This window comes from Burkholderia sp. Ac-20349 (assembly GCF_017104865.1).
GTDB lineage: Bacteria > Pseudomonadota > Gammaproteobacteria > Burkholderiales > Burkholderiaceae > Burkholderia > Burkholderia aenigmatica.
This window is the reverse complement of sequence record NZ_JAAGPM010000086.1, coordinates 14,905-33,000: the sequence shown is the minus strand read 5'-3', so window position 1 is coordinate 33,000 and position 18,096 is coordinate 14,905. Positions and strand designations below refer to the sequence as shown.

The window sequence follows — 18,096 nt, the reverse complement described above, 5'->3', positions numbered from 1 at the left end:
CACACGCGCGATTGCGCGGCGGTGCGGCGGATGAAGTCGAGGTTGTGGCGGACGGCGTCAGGGCGGATATGGGCGACGATGGGACGGGGCATGGCGATGTCTCGGATCGGATGTCGTTTGGCGCGCGTGGCGGCTGGCTCGGCCTCGGGCTCGGCGACACGCGCGGCGCGATGATGCGCGCCGCGTTCGAAGGTGTCGCGTTCGCGTTGCGCGCCGGGCTCGATGCGATCCGCGACGCCGATCGCAGCGATCCGGTGACGACGCTGCGTCTTGCGGGCGGCGGCTCGGTCGATCCGCGCTGGCGCCAGTTGCTGGCCGACGCACTGGGCACGTCGCTCCACGCGATCGACTGCCCGAACGCCGCGACGCGCGGCGCCGCGCTGCTCGCAGGCGTCGCGATCGGGCACTGGCGGGAAGACGCGCTGCACGCGCTGGCGCCGGCCGCGTCGCCGGTTGCCGCGCCGCGCGACGATCGCTTGCTGGCTGCACGCCACGCGCGCTTCGTCGATCTGTATGCGCGAACGGATGCATGGTTCACGACGGGCGTTTAAACTCGAACACTTGTTCTTTTGCGTCAGCGATGACGCATCGTGGCAAGCCGGCGACCGTTTCCCGCACGCGATGCGCGGCGGGACCGGCCATCATGGCGAGCACGAGATTCTTTCGCCGTGCCGCGCGCGATCGACGCGCGGCACGGCTTCGACAGCTTTGCATGGAACCCGGTGCGAAGCATGAAGCCGGCACGCTCGTGCTCGAGCACCACGCCGGTCGACATGAGCGCTGACGCGCGAACCCGGGCCGACCTCACACACAGACAGGAGTCACACGATGAAGACGAAAGCAGCGATTGCATGGAAGGCGGGCGCGCCGCTGACGATCGAGGAAGTCGATCTGGAAGGGCCGCGCGCAGGTGAAGTGCTGATCGAGGTGAAGGCGACGGGCATCTGTCACACCGATTACTACACGCTGTCGGGTGCGGATCCGGAAGGGATCTTCCCGGCGATCCTCGGCCATGAAGGCGCGGGCGTCGTGGTCGACGTCGGCCCCGGCGTCGGCACCCTGCGCAAGGGCGACCACGTGATTCCGCTCTACACGCCCGAATGCCGCGAGTGCAAGTTCTGCCTGTCGCGCAAGACCAACCTGTGCCAGAAGATCCGCGCGACGCAGGGCAAGGGGCTGATGCCCGACGCGACGTCGCGCTTCTCGCTCGACGGCAAGCCGCTGTTCCACTACATGGGCACGTCGACGTTCTCGAACTACATCGTCGTGCCGGAAATCGCGGTCGCGAAGGTGCGTGAGGACGCACCGTTCGACAAGATCTGCTACATCGGCTGCGGCGTGACGACGGGCGTCGGCGCGGTCGTGTACTCGGCGAAGGTCGAGGCGGGCGCGAACGTCGTCGTGTTCGGCCTCGGCGGCATCGGCCTGAACGTGATCCAGGGCGCGAAGATGGTCGGCGCGGACAAGATCATCGGCGTCGACATCAACCCGAAGCGCGTCGAGCTCGCGAAGAAGTTCGGGATGACGCACTTCATCAACCCGAACGAAGTCGAGAACGTGGTCGATCACATCGTGCAGCTGACCGATGGCGGCGCCGACTACTCGTTCGAATGCGTGGGCAACGTGAAGCTGATGCGCCAGGCGCTCGAGTGCACGCACAAGGGCTGGGGCCAGTCGTTCATCATCGGCGTGGCGGCAGCCGGCGAGGAAATCAGCACGCGTCCGTTCCAGCTCGTGACGGGTCGCGAGTGGAAGGGCTCGGCGTTCGGCGGCGCACGCGGCCGCACCGACGTGCCGAAGATCGTCGACTGGTACATGGAAGGCAAGATCAACATCGACGACCTGATCACGCACACGCTGCCGCTCGAGCGGATCAACGAAGGCTTCGACCTGATGAAGGCCGGCGAGTCGATCCGCTCGGTCGTGCTGTACTGACCGGGAGCGCACCGCGATGCTCGAACTCGTTTCCTCGCATGCGTGCCACGGCGGCGAGCAGCGTTTCTACCGTCACGATTCGGCGGCCATCGGCCTGCCGATGAAGTTCTCGGTGTACCTGCCGCCGCAGGCCGCGCACGGCCGCGTGCCGGCGCTGTTCTATCTCGCGGGGCTCACCTGCACCGATGAGACGTTCGCGATCAAGGCTGGCGCGCAGCAATACGCGGCGCAGCACGGCCTCGCGCTCGTGATGCCCGACACGAGCCCGCGCGGCGCGGGCGTGCCGGGCGAGACCGACGCGTGGGACTTCGGCGTCGGCGCGGGCTTCTATGTCGATGCGACCGAAGCGCCGTGGTCCGCGCATTACCGGATGGAGTCGTACGTGACGGGCGAGCTGCGCGAACTCGTCGCGGCCGAGCTGCCGATCGACGGCGCGCGGCTCGGGATCTTCGGGCACTCGATGGGCGGGCACGGCGCACTGACGCTCGCGCTGCGCCATCCGGGCCTGTACCGGTCGGTGTCGGCGTTCGCGCCGATCGCCGCGCCGACGCGCTGCCCGTGGGGCGAGAAGGCGTTCTCGGGCTATCTCGGCGCCGATCGCGAAGGATGGAAGGCACACGACGCGAGCGAGCTCGTCGCGCGCGCCGATGCGCCGAAGTTCGCGGACGGCATCCTCGTCGATCAGGGCCTCGCCGATCAGTTCCTCGCGAACCAGCTCAACCCCGACGTGTTCGAAGCTGCGTGCGAGAAGGCCGGCCAGCCGCTGACGCTGCGTCGTCATGCAGGCTACGACCACGGGTATTACTTCATCTCGACGTTCATCGCCGATCACATCGCGCATCACGCGCGCGTGCTCGCACGATGAGCGGGCAGGGAAGCTGGTAACGCCACGGCGCGCCGCGCGATCGCGGGCGCATGAAAAAACGCCGGCGCTGCCCTCGGGCACGCCGGCGTTTTCATTTCCGACAAGCGGCGATCAGTGGCGCCGCAACAGGCTCGCGCCGTACACGAGCGCCGACAGCGCGGTGATCCAGAAGCTCGTCGGCCAGTCGGTGTGATACGCGAGCACGATGCCGAGCCACGCTTCGAACAGCGCGAACAGCGCGGCGAGCAGCACGCCGGTCGACAGCCGCGTCGTCACGTTCTGCGCGGCGGCAGCCGGCCCGACCAGCAGCGTGAACACCAGCAGCACGCCGACGATCTGCGTCGCCGCGGCCACCGCGAGCGCGCACACCGCGAGGAACAGCATCGACACGGTGCGCAGCGACACGCCCTTGGCTTCGGCCAGTTCGGGCTGCAGCGACGCGAACAGCAGCGGCCGCGCGATCAGCGCGAGCGCGAGCAGGCTCACCGCGCCGATGCCGGCGAGCACCGCGAGCGTGTCGTGGCTGACCGCGAGCACGTTGCCGAACAGCAGCGCGGTGACCTGCGTTGCGAACGACGTGTAGAAATGCAGGAACAGCAGGCCGAAGCCGAGCGCGCCCGACAGGATCACCCCGATTGCGACGTCGCGGCCCGCGAGCTTTTCGCCGAGCGCGCCCATCCCGATCCCGGCCGCGAGCGTGAAGCCGACCATCCCCCAGATCGGCGAGATGCCGAGCAGTACCGCGCCCGTCGCGCCGGTGAAGCCGACGTGCGACAGCGCATGGCCGGCGAAGGTCTGCCCGCGCAGCACCAGGAAGTAGCCGACGATGCCCGCGAGCACCGCGACGATCCCCGACGCCGCGAAGGCGTTGATCATGAAGTCGTATTCAAACATCTTGCGAATGCCCGGGATGAGCGTGTCCGTGGTGGTGATGGCCGTGGCCGCCGCCACCGCCGTGCGAGTGACCGTCGTCGTCCTCGTGTTCGTGGTCGTGCTTCTCGATCTCGACGTCGCCCGACATCACGAAGATCTTGCCGTTCACGCGCATCACGTCGATCGGCGAACCGTAGAGCCGCGACAGCACGGGCTTCGTGATCACCTCGTCGACGGTGCCGAGCGCCGCGACGCCGTTGCCGAGATACAGCACGCGGTCGAGCGCGTTCAGCAGCGGATTCAGTTCGTGCGCGGAGAACAGCACGGTGATGCCGAGCTCGCGCTGCACGTTGCGCACGAGTTCGACGACGCCGCGCTGGTGGTTCGGGTCGAGGCTGATCAGCGGCTCGTCGAGCAGCAACAGCTTCGGGCTGCCGAGCAGGCACTGCGCGAGCAGCAGGCGCTGCCGCTCGCCGCCGGACAGTTCCGACAGCGGCCGGCGCGCGAGCGTCGGGCCGCCGACGAGATCGAGCACGCGGTCGACGTCGCGGCGCGTTGCCGCGTTCGTGTGCGGCAGCCCCCAGCGATGGCCGTCGGCGGCCATCGCGACGAAGTCGTAGCCGCGCATCCGGCGGTTCGCGAGGCCGCTCCTGATCTGCGGCATGTAGCCGATCGACGGATTGCCGCGCACGACCGGCACGCCGCCGACGGACAGCGTGCCGGCCGACACGGGCACGAGGCCGAGCACCGCGCGCATCAGCGTGGTCTTGCCCGCACCGTTCGGCCCGAGCACGCCGACGAATTCGCCGGGTTCGATCGAGAAGCTGACGTCGCGCAGGATCGTGCGTCCGCCCAGTTCGAGCGTGACGCGATCGACGGCGAGTGCGTGAGGAGTTGCGGTCATTTCGTTACGGTTGTTTATTTCTTGCCGGCGGCCAGCGCGGTCGCGAGCGCGTCGAGCTGGCCGGCCATCCATTGCTGGAAGGTCTTGCCGGCCGGCTGCGTCTCGGTGACGCTGACGGTCGGCACGCCGCCGTCGCGCGCGATCTTCAGCATGCGCTTGGTCATCGGTTCTTCAGCCTGGCTGTTGTAGATCAGTACACGAACCTGCTTCTTGCGCAGGTCGTTCTCGAACGCGGCGACATCCTGCGCGCTCGCCTCGGTGTCGTTCATCGTCGCGAGCTGGAAGCGCTGGTTGCGCATGTCGAGGCCGATCGCGTCGGACATGTAGCCGAACACGGGCTCGGTGGCCGTGACCGGCAGCCCCTTGTATTGCGCGCGCAGCGCGGCGACCTTGTCGTCGACGGGCTTCATCGACGCGACGAACTTCTGCAGGTTCGCGTCGTATTCGGCCTTGTTCGCCGGGTCGGCGCGGCCGAGCTCGGCGGCGATCGCGCGCGCGGCGGCCGGCATCGTTGCCGGGTCGTACCACAGGTGCGGGTTGTCGCCGGCCTTCTTGCCGACCAGATCGGCGACGACGATCGTCGCGCGCTTCGCCTGCTTCGACGCGCCGAGCAGCTTGCTCATCCACGGATCGTAGTTCGCGCCGTTGTAGATCACGACCTGCGCGTGCTGGAGCGCGCGGGCCGTTTTCGGGCTCGCTTCGAACAGGTGCGGATCCTGGTCCGGATTGCTGAGGATGCTCGTCACCGCGACACGGCTGCCGCCGATCTGCGACGCGACATCGCCGTAGAAATTCTCGGCGGCGACGACGTTGACGGTCGCGGCCTGCGCGAACGCAGGCGCCGCGAGCGACAGTGCGGCAACAGCAGTGGCGAGCCAGCGGACAGGCGACAGGGCACGCCGCGGCGCGCGCTTCAGGGCAATGGACATGGAACTCCTCGTTGGAAGGGGCGGCGCGGGCGCCGCGCGAGATGCGTCAGCGTTGCACGGGCTTGTGCTTGCAGTGCCCGCACAGGCCGCTCAGCTCGACGACCTGGTGGTGGACTTCGAAACCGTGCGCGGGCTCGCTCGCGGACAACTGCTTCGCGAGGTCGCCGCCGGGAATCTCGACGGTGTCGCCGCACGAATCGCAGATCAGGAACTGGCCTTCGTGCGGCACGCCGATCTCGCAGCACGCGAAGAACGCGTTCTTCGATTCGATCCGGTGGATGAAGCCGTGCTCGACGAGGAAATCCAGCGCACGATAGACGGTCGTGGGCGGCACGCGGCCGCGCTGCGGCTCGAGTTCGGCGAGCAGGTCGTACGCGCCGATCGGGCGCTGCGCGGCCAGCACGCGTTCGTAGACCTGACGGCGCAGCGGCGTCCACGCGAGCCCGTGCTCGGCGGCGAATGCGTCGGCCCGGGACAGCCGGGCGTCAATGGACGAGGAGGTAGCCATGGCGTGAGGCAGGGCGATGAAACAAAGTACGGCGATGATATAACGTATCGCCGCGCCGTGCAGCGCGATTTCCCCTTTCCGTCCTCGCTCCGTCCCCTTCATCGCCGATCCGGCCGCACCGCACCGTGCGGGCCGCGCCTTGCCGGGCGTGCGCGACGGGCCGCCACGCCGCGCCATCGTGCCGCAGTGCGTCATAGAAAGCCGTCACCTCGCCTTGACAGCGCGAATCGCGTATCCGATCATTCGATCACCAACAGAGCAATTGATCGGTTAGCGAGCGTTCGCTCACCTCGCAGCCGTCGTAACGCAGAACGAACCGGAGACAGCCAGTGAGACTGGAAGACAAGGTCGCGATCCTGACGGGCGCCGCAAGCGGCATCGGCGAGGCGGTCGCGCAACGCTATCTGGACGAGGGCGCGCGCTGCGTGCTCGTCGACGTGAAGCCGGCAGGCGGCTCGCTCGCGCGGCTCATCGAGGCACACCCTGGCCGCGCGGTGGCCGTCACCGCGGACGTCACGCGCCGCGATGACATCGAGCGCATCGTCGCCACGGCGGTCGAGCGCTTCGGCGGTGTCGACATCCTGTTCAACAATGCGGCGCTGTTCGACATGCGGCCGATCCTCGACGAATCGTGGGACGTGTTCGACCGGCTGTTCTCGGTCAACGTGAAAGGGCTGTTCTTCCTGATGCAGGCGGTCGCGCAGCGGATGGTCGAGCAGGGGCGCGGCGGCAAGATCGTCAACATGTCGTCGCAGGCCGGGCGTCGTGGCGAGGCGCTCGTTTCGCACTACTGCGCGACCAAGGCCGCGGTGATCAGCTATACGCAGTCGGCCGCGCTCGCGCTCGCGCCGCACCGGATCAACGTGAACGGCATCGCGCCGGGCGTCGTCGACACGCCGATGTGGGAGCAGGTCGATGCGCTGTTCGCGCGCTACGAGAACCGGCCGCTCGGCGAGAAGAAGCGGCTGGTCGGCGAAGCCGTGCCGCTCGGCCGCATGGGCGTGCCGGGCGACCTGACCGGCGCCGCGCTGTTTCTCGCGTCGTCCGACGCCGACTACATCACCGCCCAGACGCTGAACGTCGACGGCGGTAACTGGATGAGCTGACGTGGCGCCGCTCGCATGCGCCACCTGCCGGCCGGCTTGCGATGCAGCAGCATTGCTGCGCATCGTGGCCGCCGTCGAACGAGGAGGGCACGCCTGATGGCCGAGATCGTCGTTGCCGGCGAACTGCTGGCCGAATTCGTCGCCGCCGAGCGCGGCCAGGGTTTCGAGACGCCGGGCCTGTTCGAAGGGCCGTTCCCGAGCGGCGCGCCGGCGATCTTCGCCGACCAGGCCGCGCGGCTCGGCGCGCGCGTCGCGTATGCGGGCTGCGTCGGCCGCGACGCGTTTGGTGACGCGATCGTCGCGCGGCTCGAACGCGATGGGGTGGACGTCGCGCGGATCCGCCGCGTCGCACGTCCGACCGGCACTGCGTTCGTCGCATATCGCGACGACGGTTCGCGCAGCTTCGTGTTCGCGTTGTCCACCAGTGCGGCCGCGTGCGTCGATGCGTCCGATGTCGATACCGCGATGTTCGACGGCTGCCGTTACTTCCACGTGATGGGCTCGTCGCTGACGAGCGAATCGGCGATCGCGGCGGTGCAGCGCGGCGTGATCGAGGCCGCGCGCGCTGGCGCGAAGGTGTCGTTCGATCCGAACGTGCGGCCCGAAATGATGAGCTTTCGCCCGATGCGCGCGGCGCTCGACGCGATGCTCGCCGCGTGCCACCTGTTCCTGCCGAGCGAAGCCGACCTGCCGTTCTTCTGCGGGCCGCAGCCGGCCGAGCGCGCGATCGCGGGGCTGCTCGCGACGCATCCGTTGCTCGAGCGTGTCGTGCTGAAGCGCGGCGCGCAAGGCAGCGTCGCGTTCGACCGCGCGAACCGTGCGGAAGCGCCGGCGTTTCAGGTCGACGAAGTCGACCCGACCGGCGCCGGCGATTGCTTCGGCGGCACGCTGGTCGCGAGCCTCGTCGCGGGCGTGCCGATCGAGGCCGCGCTGCGCCGCGCGAACGCGGCCGGGGCGATCGCGGTCACGCGGCGCGGCCCGATGGAGGGCAACAGCAGCGCGGCCGAGATCGACCGCTTCCTGACCGAACGAGGTATCGCATGTCCGGCCTGACGACCTTCGCCGAACGTACACGTCCCGCGCACGCGGATGCCGTGCTGCGGATGATCTTCGACGCGAACCGCGCGGACGCGCAGCGCGGCATCTATTCGATCTGCAGCGCGCACCGGCTGGTGCTGGAGGCCGCGTGCGAAGCGGCCCGTGCGGACGGTTCGCCGCTGCTGATCGAGGCGACCTGCAACCAGGTGAACCATCTCGGCGGCTATACGGGCATGACGCCCGCCGATTTCCGCCGCGATGTCGACGCGATCGCGCAGCGTTGCGGGCTGGCACCGTCGGCGCTCGTGCTTGGCGGCGACCATCTCGGGCCGAACCCGTGGCGGCACCGCCGCGCGGCCGATGCGATGCGCGAGGCCGGCACGATGGTTGCCGCGTACGTCGAAGCGGGCTTCGAAAAGATCCACCTCGACGCGAGCATGGCGTGCGCCGACGATCCGCCGCGGCTCGACGATCGCACGATCGCCGCGCGCGCGGCCGAACTGTGCCGCGCGGCGGAAGACGCGGCGGCGCGCGCCGGCATCGCGCCGGTTTACGTGATCGGCACCGAGGTGCCGACGCCGGGCGGCGAAGTGAGCGATAACGACAGCGATGCGGCGATCGCACGGATCGCGGTCACGCGCAGCGACAGCATCGCGGCGACGCTCGATGCGCATCGCCGCGCGTTCGCGGCGGCCGGGCTCGACGATGCGTGGACGCGGGTCGTCGCGATCGTCGCACAGCCGGGCGTCGACTTCGACGATCGTCACGTGCTCGACTACGACAGCGCGAAGGCCGCGTCGCTCGGCGCGAGTATCCTGCAGACACCGGGCCTCGTGTTCGAGGCACATTCGACCGACTACCAGACCGAGGGCGCGCTCGCCGCGCTCGTGCGCGACCACTTCGCGGTACTGAAGGTCGGCCCCGCGCTGACGTTCGCGCTGCGCGAGGCGCTGTTCGCGCTGACCTTCATCGAGGATGCGCTGATCGGCGAGCCCGCGCAGCGCTCGCGGTTGCGCGACGTCGTCGACGCCGCGATGCGCGCGCAGCCCGAGCACTGGGCGCCGTACTACCGTGGCGACGAAACCGAACAGCGGCTCGCGCGCCAGTTCAGCTACAGCGACCGGATCCGCTACTACTGGCTGCAGCCGGCCGTCGCGGCCGCGGTCGAGCAGCTGTTCGACAACCTCGCGCGGCAGCCGGTGCCGGAGACGCTCGTCGCGCAGTGGTTGCCGGACGTGTACGCGGCCTGCCGCGCGGGCGGGCTCGCGAAGGCGCCGCGCGCCTGGGTGCGCCACCGGATACGCGACGTGATCGCGCACTATGCGCGCGCGTGCGGAATGCAGCGGCCGGCATGACGGGCCGCGAAGTCAACGCAGTACCGACGACACTTCGAACAAACACAGGAGACATGCCATGCAACGAAAGATGCTCGACGCCGCCGCACGCTGCTTCGCCGGAGCCGCGCTCGCGACGGCGGCCTGCGCCGCGTCCGCCGGCACGGTGACGATTGCGACGCTGAACAATCCCGACATGATCGAGCTGAAGAAGCTGTCGCCGGCCTTCGAGAAGGCGAACCCGGACATCAAGCTGAACTGGGTGATCCTCGAGGAGAACGTGCTGCGCCAGCGCGCGACGACCGACATCACGACCGGCAGCGGCCAGTTCGACGTGATGGCGATCGGCACCTACGAGGCGCCGCAGTGGGGCAAGCGCGGCTGGCTCGCGCCGATGACGGGCCTGCCCGCCGACTACGACCTGAACGACATCGTGAAGACCGCGCGCGACAGCCTGTCGTACAACGGCCAGCTGTACGCGCTGCCGTTCTACGTCGAGAGCTCGATGACGTTCTACCGCAAGGACCTGTTCGCGGCGAAGGGGCTGAAGATGCCCGACCAGCCGACCTACGACCAGATCGCCGAATTCGCGGACAAGCTCACCGACAAGGCGAAGGGCACCTACGGGATCTGCCTGCGCGGCAAGGCCGGGTGGGGCGAGAACATGGCGTACGTGTCGACGGTCGTGAACACGTTCGGCGGGCGCTGGTTCGACGAGAACTGGAATGCGCAGCTCACGTCGCCGGAGTGGAAGAAGGCGATCACGTTCTACGTGAACCTGCTGAAGAAAGACGGCCCGCCGGGAGCGAGCTCGAACGGCTTCAACGAGAACCTGACCCTGACCGCATCGGGCAAGTGCGCGATGTGGATCGACGCGACGGTCGCGGCCGGGATGCTCTATAACAAACAGCAGTCGCAGGTGGCTGACAAGATCGGCTTCGCGGCCGCGCCGGTCGCCGCCACGCCGAAGGGCTCGCACTGGCTGTGGGCATGGGCGCTGGCCGTGCCGAAGACGTCGAAGCAGCAGGACGCAGCACGCAAGTTCATCGCGTGGGCGACGTCGAAGCAGTACATCGAGATGGTCGGCAAGGACGAGGGCTGGGCGTCGGTGCCGCCGGGCACGCGCACGTCGACCTATCAGCGCCCCGAGTACAAGGCCGCCGCGCCGTTCTCGGACTTCGTGCTGAAGGCGATCGAGACGGCCGACCCGAACGATCCGTCGCTGAAGAAGGTGCCGTACACGGGCGTGCAGTACGTCGGGATTCCTGAATTCCAGTCGTTCGGCACGGTGGTCGGCCAGTCGATCGCCGGTGCGGTGGCGGGCCAGATGACGGTCGACCAGGCGCTTGCCGCCGGGCAGGCCGCCGCCGACCGCGCGGTGCGGCAGGCCGGCTACAAGAAGTAACGCGGCCCGCACCGTGCGCGGTGGCGCACGGTGCGTGTCGTCGAAGCTGACTGGCGGGCTGGCCTTCGCGCCCGCGCATCAACCGGAGGGACTCCGATCATGCGTCACCTGCGTCTTCCCCTGAGTCACGCTCACGCGCCGTCGGTCGGCGACGCGTCGTCGCCGCCCGGCGCGCCGCGCCGCGCGCGCGGCGGTGCGAGCTGGCTCGTCTCGCCGTCCGTCGCGGTGCTGCTGCTGTGGATGTCGATTCCGCTCGCGATGACGATCTGGTATTCGTTCTCGCGCTACAACCTGCTGAACCCGGACGTGAAGGGTTTCGCGGGCATCGACAACTATCGCTTCCTCGCGACCGATCCGTCGTTCCTGCCCGCGATCTGGCACACGCTCGTGCTGATCGGCGCGGTGCTCGCGATCACGGTGGTCGGCGGCGTGCTGATGGCCGTGCTGTTCGACCGCAAGTTCTACGGGCAGGGCGTCGCGCGCCTGCTCGCGATCGCGCCGTTCTTCGTGATGCCGACGGTGTCCGCGCTGATCTGGAAGAACATGATCCTGCACCCGGTCTACGGGCTCGTCGCGAACGCGATGCGCGCCCTCGGGATGACGCCGATCGACTGGTTCGCCGATTACCCGCTCACCGCCGTGATCATCATCGTCGCGTGGCAGTGGCTGCCGTTCGCGTTCCTGATCCTGTTCACCGCGATCCAGTCGCTCGACCAGGAGCAGAAGGAAGCCGCGCGCATCGACGGCGCCGGCCCGATCGCGATGTTCTTCTACATCACGCTGCCGCACCTGAAGCGCGCGATCGCCGTGGTCGTGATGATGGAGACGATCTTCCTGCTGTCGATCTTCGCGGAGATCTACACGACGACCGGCGGCGGCCCCGGCGATGCGACGACCAACCTGTCGTACCTGATCTACGCGCTCGGCCTGCAGCAGTTCGACGTCGGCCTCGCGTCCGCCGGCGGCATCATCGCCGTCGTGGTCGCGAACGTCGTGTCGTTCTTCCTCGTGCGGATGCTCGCGCGCAACCTGAAGGGAGAGTACGAGAAATGAGCGACCTGACCTTCGAAGGCCGGCGCGTGCCGGCCGTGTTCGACCTCGTGCGGCGCGCGCTGCCCGGCACGCTCGCGTGGCTGATCGCGCTGCTGCTGTTCTTCCCGATCTTCTGGATGGCGATCACCGCGTTCAAGACCGAGCAGCAGGCGTATGCGTCGACACTGTTCTTTATCCCGACGCTCGACAGCTTCCGCGAGGTGTTCGCACGCAGCAACTACTTCGCGTTCGCATGGAACTCGGTGCTGATCTCGGCGGGCGTCACGGTGATCTCGCTGCTGTTCGCGGTGCCGGCCGCGTACGCGATGGCGTTTTTCCCGAACCACCGCACGCAGAAGGTGCTGCTGTGGATGCTGTCGACGAAGATGATGCCGTCGGTCGGCGTGCTGGTGCCGATCTACCTGCTGTGGAAGAACGCGGGGCTGCTCGATACCGTGTCGGGCCTCGTGATCGTCTACACGCTGATCAACCTGCCGATCGCGGTGTGGATGACCTTCACGTACTTCAACGAGATCCCGAAGGACATCCTCGAAGCCGGGCGTATCGACGGCGCGTCGACGTGGCAGGAGATCGTCTACCTGCTGATGCCGATGGCGCTGCCTGGGCTCGCGTCCACCGCGCTGCTGCTCGTGATCCTGTCGTGGAACGAGGCGTTCTGGAGCATCAACCTGTCGAGCTCGAACGCCGCGCCGCTGACCGTATTCATCGCGTCGTATTCGAGCCCCGAAGGGCTGTTCTGGGCGAAGCTGTCCGCGGCTTCGTTGCTCGCGGTCGCGCCGATCCTGATCGTCGGCTGGCTGTCGCAAAAGCAGCTCGTGCGCGGGCTCACGTTCGGAGCCGTCAAATGACCGGGACGAACGTCTTGATCTGCGATTGCGACGGCGTGCTGATCGACAGCGAGGCCGTGGCGGCCGACGTGATCGTGCGCGAACTCGATGCACGCTGGCCGGGCGTCGATGCGCGGCCGGCCGTGATGCCGCTGCTCGGGCTGCGCATCGAACGCGTGCTGGCTGGCGCGGGCGAGGCCGTCGGGCGCACGCTGTCGGCCGACGATGTCGACGCGATCCGCCGTGCGGTCGAGGCGGCGGCCGTCAATGCGCCGATGGTCGACGGCATCGATGCGGCGCTGGCCGCGATCCGGCTGACGACGGCCTGCGCGAGCAACAGCTATCGCGCATACGTCGAGGCGGCACTGGCACGCACGGGCCTCGCGCGCTTCTTCGGCGACCGGCTGTTCTGCGCGGACGCCGTCGCGCGGCCGAAGCCGGCGCCGGACGTGTATCTCGCGGCCGCGCGCACGCTCGGCGTCGCGCCCGCCCAGTGCCTCGTGGTCGAGGACAGCGCGACCGGCATCACCGCGGCCGCCGCGGCCGGCATGACCGTGCTCGGCTTCGTCGGCGGCGGGCACGCGTCGGCCGCGCAGATCGACGCACTGCGCGGGATCGGCGCGCGTCACGTATTCGACGACATGCACGAGCTGCCCGGCTACGTCGCGCGCTGGCAGGCGACCGGCGCGGTGCTGCCGAACTGACAATCACTGGCAACGCCAAGGCGCCGCGTTCGACGCGGCGCATCACGAACGAACGGAGACAGATCATGGCAAGCGTGCTCCTGCGCAACATCGCGAAGCGCTACGACGACACCGAAGTGCTGCGCAACGTGAACCTCGACATCGCCGACGGCGAATTCGTCGTGTTCGTCGGCCCGAGCGGCTGCGGCAAATCCACGCTGATGCGGATGATCGCCGGCCTCGAGGATATTTCGAGCGGCGACCTGCTGATCGACGGCGCGAAGGTCAACGACGTGCCGAGCGCGAAGCGCGGCATCGCGATGGTGTTCCAGTCGTATGCGCTGTACCCGCACATGACGCTGTACGACAACATGGCGTTCGGCCTGAAGCTCGCGGGCGCGAAGAAGCCGGAGATCGACCAGGCCGTGAAGCAGGCCGCGAAGATCCTGCACATCGACCATCTGCTCGACCGCAAGCCGAAGCAGCTGTCGGGCGGCCAGCGGCAGCGCGTCGCGATCGGCCGCGCGATCACGCGCAAGCCGAAGGTGTTCCTGTTCGACGAGCCGCTGTCGAACCTCGATGCGGCGCTGCGCGTGAAGATGCGGCTGGAGTTCGCGCGGCTGCACGACGAGCTGAAGACGACGATGATTTACGTGACGCACGACCAGGTCGAGGCGATGACGCTCGCGGACAAGATCGTCGTGCTGTCGGGCGGCGCGGTGCAGCAGGTCGGTACGCCGAACGAGTTGTATCACGCGCCGGCGAACCAGTTCGTCGCGGGTTTCATCGGCTCGCCGAAGATGAACTTCCTGAAGGGCGTCGTCGATTCGGTCGATGCGGGTGGCGTGCTCGTGCGCTTCGACAGCGGCGAGACGCAGCGCGTCGCAGTCGAGGCGGCGGGGCTGCAGCGCGGTGCGGCGGTGACGGTCGGCGTGCGGCCCGAGCACCTGAAAGTCGAAGCCGCGGCCGGCGGCGTGGCCGCGCGGACGATGGCCGTCGAATCGCTCGGCGATGCCGCGTATCTGTACGCGGAGTCGGCCGTTGCGCCGGACGGGCTGATCGCGCGGATTCCGCCGCTCGACACGTACCGCACCGGCGCGGCGCTGCACGTGCAGGCGGAAGCCGAGCACTGCCACCTGTTCGACGAGCACGGGCAGGCGTTGCCCCGGCTGAGCGTACACGCGAAGGCCGCATGACGGCCGGCCGCGCTCAAACCGGCAGGTGCGCGGCCATGTAGTCGACGAACGCGCGCAGTTTCGGCGTCGGGTGGCGGCCTGACGGCCACAGCACGTGGATCGGCGTGCAGCTCGCGACGTGTTCGTCGAGCACCGCGCGCAGCGTGCCGTCTTCGAGCGCATCGCGCACGAAGAAGATGGGCAGGCAGGCGATGCCGAGCCCCCGCAGCGCGAAGCATAAGCGCGCTTCCGCGCTGTTGCTGACCATCGCGACCGGCACCTCGGGCGACGTGCCCGTGCGCGGCACGCGCAGCGGCCAGGTTTCGAGCTTGCCGCTGGTCGGGAAGCGGTAGTGCAGGCAGCGGTGCTGCACGAGATCGGCCGGCGTGCGCGGCGTGCCGTGCCGGTCGAGATAGGCGGGCGATGCGACGAGGTGCTGGCGGAAGTGGCCGAGCAGCCGCGACGACAGCCGTGAGTCCGACGGCTGGCCGGTGCGCAGCACCGCGTCGAAGCCTTCGTCGACGACATCGACGAGCCGGTCGCTGAAATCGATGTCGAGCTCGATCTCCGGATACGTGGCCATGAAATCGGCGAGCACCGGCAGCAGCAACGTGCCGATCGTCGGCAGGCTCACGCGCAAGCGCCCGCGCGGCGCTTCGGCGCTGTGCGTCAGTTCCTGCTCGGCCGCGTCGAGCTCGGCGAGCACGCGCCGGCACCGTTCGAGAAAGCGCGTGCCCTCGGCCGTCAGCGTGATGCTGCGCGTGCTGCGGTGAAAGAGCCGCACGTTCAGGCGCGCCTCGAGCCGTGCGATGCGCTTGCCGATCGCCGACGCGGACAGCCCGAGCGCGCGGCCGGCCGCGACGAAGCTGCGCGTTTCCGCGACCTGAACGAACACGACGAAGCCGCCGAGGTTTTCCATGCGAGTTTCCGATTGCGGACGCCAGCGTCCGGATTGTCCGGAACTCTACCCCGGTTTTTCTTCTTGCGTCGGCTCCCTACGATGAGCGCTCGTTCACTGTATGAGGTCACGCCATGTCATCCCTGCCTGTCACCGCTTTGCGCGTGGAACCGGACGTCGCGCTGCGCCACCGGCTCGACGACGCACTCGATCGCGCGCTTGCCGACGAGCGCATGGTCGGCGCGGTCGTGCTGGTCGCGCAGGACGGCGAACTGCGCTATGCGCGCGCCGTCGGGCTCGCCGATCGCGAAGCCGGCACGCCGATGCGGGAAGACGCGCTGTTCCGCCTGTCGTCGGTCACGAAGCCGATCGTCGCGGCCGCCGCGATGCGGCTGGTCGCGGCCGGAAGCATCGCGCTCGACGAACCGGTCACGCGCTGGTTGCCCGAATTCCGCCCGACCTTGCCCGACGGCACGCCCGCCGTCATCACGTTGCGCCATCTGCTGTCGCATACGGCCGGCCTCGGCTACCGTTTCCTCGAAGCGGACGGCGACGGCCCGTATGCGCGCGCCGGCGTGTCGGACGGAATGGATCGCTCGGGCCTCTCGCTTGCCGAGAACCTGCGGCGTATCGCCGGCGTGCCGCTGCAGTTCGCGCCGGGCACGTCGTGGGGCTATTCGCTCGCGCTCGACGTGGTTGGCGCGCTGATCGAGGCGGTCGACGGGCGGCCGCTCGCCGACGCGGTGGCCGCGCTCGTCACGACACCGCTCGGGATGACCGACACCGCGTTCGTCGCGCACGATCCCACGCGCTTCGCGACGCCTTACGTGGGTACGCCGGGCGCCCCGCGCCGGATGGCGGACGTCGATCTCGTGCCGGTGTTCGACGGCACGATCGGCATCCGCTTCGAGCCGGCGCGCGCGTTCGATGCCGATGCGTGGCCGTCGGGCGGCGCGGGGATGGTCGGCACCGCGCGCGATTGCATGACGCTGCTCGACGCGCTGCGCACGGGCCGCGACGGCTGGCTCGGACGCGAATGGGGAGACGAGATGGCGCGCCTCCAGCCGGGTGCGCGCGAACTGCGGGATGTGCCCGGTTTCGGCTTCGGGCTCGGCTTTTCGGTGCTGCGCGATCCGGTGGCCGCGCAGTCGCCGGAGTCGGTCGGCACCTGGCGCGGCGGCGGTGCGTACGGGCATACGTGGTTCGTCGACCGCGCGGCCGGGCTGACGGTCGTCGCGTTTTCGAACACGCTGTACGAGGGCCTCAATGGGCGGATCGTGACCTGTGTGCGCGATACGGTCTACGGCGTCGACACCGGGAGCGCGGCATGAGCGACTGCACGTCGATCGATGACGAGATTGCCGTTCGACCGGTGCAGGCGAAGCAGGCGGCCGAACGCCTGCCGGTCGCGAACCTGCTGGCGCTCGCGACGGCCGGCTTCATCACGATCCTCACCGAAGCGCTGCCGGCCGGCCTGCTGCCGCTGATGAGCGTCGACCTGCGCGTGACCGAGGCGCTGATCGGCCAGCTCGTGACCGTGTATGCGCTCGGCTCGATCGTCGCGGCGATTCCGCTCGTCGCGGCGACGCGCGCGATGCGCCGGCGCGGCCTGCTGCTCGCGGCACTGGCGGGCTTCGTCGTGTCGAATGCGCTCACGGCCGTGTCGCCGTACTACGCGCTCACGCTCGCCGCGCGCTTCGTCGCGGGGATGGCGGCCGGGCTGCTGTGGGCGCTGCTGGCCGGCTACGCGAGCCGGATGGTCGATGCGTCGCTGCGCGGCCGTGCGATCGCGGTCGCGATGCTCGGCGCGCCGGTCGCGATGTCGATCGGCATTCCGGCCGGCACCGCACTCGGCGCGGCGCTCGGGTGGCGCGTCGCGTTTGCGGGCATCACGCTCGCGGCGCTCGTGCTGATCGGCTGGATCCGCGCGCGCGTGCCGGATTATCCGGGGCAGCAGGCCGGCACGCGCGAGCCCGTGCTCGGCGTGATGACACTGCCTGGCGTGCGGCCGGTGCTGACGGTGATGTTTGCTTACGTGCTCGCGCACAACATGCTGTACACGTACGTCGCGCCGTTCCTCGCGGGCGTGCGGATGGGCGCGCAGGTCGATGCGGTGCTGCTGGTGTTCGGTATCGCGTCGCTGGTCGGCATCGCGCTCACGGGCGCCTGGATCGGCGCCGCGCAGCGACGCCTGACGCTCGCCAGCATCGCGCTGTTCGCGATCGCGGCGGCGATGCTCGGCTCGGGTTCCGGAATGGCGATCGTGTACGCGGGCGTCGCGTTGTGGGGGCTGGCGTTCGGCGGTGCGCCGACGCTGTTCCAGACGGCCACCGCGAACGCGGCGGGGGACGCGGCCGACGTCGCGCAGTCGATGCTCGTGACGGTGTGGAACCTCGCGATCGCGGGCGGCGGCATCGCGGGCGGGATGCTGCTCGGCGCCACGGGTGCCGGTGCGATTCCGTGGGTGCTCGTCGCGCTGCTGGCGGCCGCGTGGGTCGGCGCGTGGCGTGCTCGCCGGCATGCGTTTCCGGCGCCGCGCACGGCTTGAGCGTTCGCTGCCGCG

General features: G+C 69.2%; 17 protein-coding genes and 1 pseudogene. 13 read left to right on the top strand and 5 right to left on the bottom strand.

Features of this window, described 5'->3' with window-relative positions; all coding sequences use genetic code 11:
- Nucleotides 1-122: 122 nt before the first annotated feature.
- From G3N61_RS25250 to fghA, 3 genes and pseudogenes are all read left to right on the top strand, one after another.
- Nucleotides 123-551 (top strand): annotated as a pseudogene (locus G3N61_RS25250) (FGGY-family carbohydrate kinase); the annotation flags it as partial.
- 277 nt (nt 552-828) lie between these two features.
- Nucleotides 829-1,935: an S-(hydroxymethyl)glutathione dehydrogenase/class III alcohol dehydrogenase gene (locus G3N61_RS25245; protein WP_011353045.1), complete on the top strand. Its 1,107-nt coding sequence runs from the start codon at nt 829-831 to the stop codon at nt 1,933-1,935.
- Between the two features lie 16 nt (nt 1,936-1,951).
- A complete protein-coding gene (gene fghA, locus G3N61_RS25240) occupies nt 1,952-2,800 on the top strand; it encodes an S-formylglutathione hydrolase (RefSeq protein ID WP_205823864.1) in 849 nt (282 codons plus the stop codon).
- A 111-nt stretch (nt 2,801-2,911) separates the two neighbouring features.
- Here the strand turns inward: fghA and G3N61_RS25235 are convergent, their stop codons facing one another.
- From G3N61_RS25235 to G3N61_RS25220, 4 genes are read right to left on the bottom strand one after another with little or no spacing between them, the layout of a single operon-like run.
- Nucleotides 2,912-3,694 carry a metal ABC transporter permease gene (locus tag G3N61_RS25235; RefSeq protein ID WP_027789245.1) on the bottom strand — a complete coding sequence of 261 codons (783 nt, stop codon included), beginning with the start codon at nt 3,692-3,694 and terminating at the stop codon, nt 2,912-2,914.
- Nucleotides 3,687-4,577 carry an ABC transporter ATP-binding protein gene (locus tag G3N61_RS25230; RefSeq protein WP_089451196.1) on the bottom strand — a complete coding sequence of 297 codons (891 nt, stop codon included), beginning with the start codon at nt 4,575-4,577 and terminating at the stop codon, nt 3,687-3,689. The genes G3N61_RS25235 and G3N61_RS25230 overlap by 8 nt, the downstream gene beginning before the upstream one ends.
- A 14-nt stretch (nt 4,578-4,591) precedes the next feature.
- A complete protein-coding gene (locus G3N61_RS25225) occupies nt 4,592-5,506 on the bottom strand; it encodes a zinc ABC transporter substrate-binding protein (RefSeq protein WP_205823863.1) in 915 nt (304 codons plus the stop codon).
- Nucleotides 5,507-5,552: 46 nt separating this feature from the next.
- Entirely contained in the window at nt 5,553-6,014 is a 462-nt protein-coding gene (locus tag G3N61_RS25220; protein WP_011353040.1) for a Fur family transcriptional regulator, read from the bottom strand.
- A 329-nt stretch (nt 6,015-6,343) separates the two neighbouring features.
- On the opposite strand from G3N61_RS25220, the gene G3N61_RS25215 reads away from it, so the two are divergent.
- The 8 genes from G3N61_RS25215 (at nt 6,344) to ugpC (ending at nt 14,656) form a co-directional block, all read left to right on the top strand.
- Complete coding sequence (locus G3N61_RS25215) at nt 6,344-7,120, top strand: L-iditol 2-dehydrogenase (protein ID WP_043190168.1); 777 nt, start codon at nt 6,344-6,346, stop codon at nt 7,118-7,120.
- 96 nt (nt 7,121-7,216) lie between these two features.
- Complete coding sequence (locus tag G3N61_RS25210; protein ID WP_089451195.1) at nt 7,217-8,173, top strand: sugar kinase; 957 nt, start codon at nt 7,217-7,219, stop codon at nt 8,171-8,173.
- Nucleotides 8,161-9,513, top strand: a complete 1,353-nt coding sequence (locus G3N61_RS25205; protein WP_089451194.1) for a D-tagatose-bisphosphate aldolase, class II, non-catalytic subunit — start codon at nt 8,161-8,163, stop codon at nt 9,511-9,513. The genes G3N61_RS25210 and G3N61_RS25205 overlap by 13 nt, the downstream gene beginning before the upstream one ends.
- A gap of 58 nt (nt 9,514-9,571) precedes the next feature.
- Nucleotides 9,572-10,897, top strand: coding sequence for a sugar ABC transporter substrate-binding protein (locus tag G3N61_RS25200; RefSeq protein WP_089451193.1), 1,326 nt, complete (start codon nt 9,572-9,574; stop codon nt 10,895-10,897).
- 99 nt (nt 10,898-10,996) lie between these two features.
- On the top strand, nt 10,997-11,950 hold the full coding sequence (locus G3N61_RS25195; protein WP_043190158.1) for a sugar ABC transporter permease: 954 nt from the start codon (nt 10,997-10,999) through the stop codon (nt 11,948-11,950).
- The gene (locus G3N61_RS25190; RefSeq protein WP_011353034.1) at nt 11,947-12,798 is read left to right on the top strand and encodes a carbohydrate ABC transporter permease; all 852 of its coding nucleotides are present in this window, start codon (nt 11,947-11,949) and stop codon (nt 12,796-12,798) included. The genes G3N61_RS25195 and G3N61_RS25190 overlap by 4 nt, the downstream gene beginning before the upstream one ends.
- Entirely contained in the window at nt 12,795-13,481 is a 687-nt protein-coding gene (locus tag G3N61_RS25185; RefSeq protein WP_043190153.1) for an HAD family phosphatase, read from the top strand. The genes G3N61_RS25190 and G3N61_RS25185 overlap by 4 nt, the downstream gene beginning before the upstream one ends.
- 65 nt (nt 13,482-13,546) lie before the next feature.
- Nucleotides 13,547-14,656, top strand: coding sequence for a sn-glycerol-3-phosphate ABC transporter ATP-binding protein UgpC (gene ugpC / locus G3N61_RS25180; RefSeq protein WP_205823862.1), 1,110 nt, complete (start codon nt 13,547-13,549; stop codon nt 14,654-14,656).
- Between the two features lie 13 nt (nt 14,657-14,669).
- Here the strand turns inward: ugpC and G3N61_RS25175 are convergent, their stop codons facing one another.
- Nucleotides 14,670-15,554 carry a LysR family transcriptional regulator gene (locus G3N61_RS25175; protein ID WP_205823861.1) on the bottom strand — a complete coding sequence of 295 codons (885 nt, stop codon included), beginning with the start codon at nt 15,552-15,554 and terminating at the stop codon, nt 14,670-14,672.
- A gap of 113 nt (nt 15,555-15,667) precedes the next feature.
- Between G3N61_RS25175 and G3N61_RS25170 the strand changes: the two genes are divergently transcribed.
- The gene (locus tag G3N61_RS25170) at nt 15,668-16,864 is read left to right on the top strand and encodes a serine hydrolase domain-containing protein (RefSeq protein WP_205823860.1); all 1,197 of its coding nucleotides are present in this window, start codon (nt 15,668-15,670) and stop codon (nt 16,862-16,864) included.
- On the top strand, nt 16,861-18,081 hold the full coding sequence (locus G3N61_RS25165) for an MFS transporter (RefSeq protein WP_179258725.1): 1,221 nt from the start codon (nt 16,861-16,863) through the stop codon (nt 18,079-18,081). The genes G3N61_RS25170 and G3N61_RS25165 overlap by 4 nt, the downstream gene beginning before the upstream one ends.
- Nucleotides 18,082-18,096: the final 15 nt, after the last annotated feature.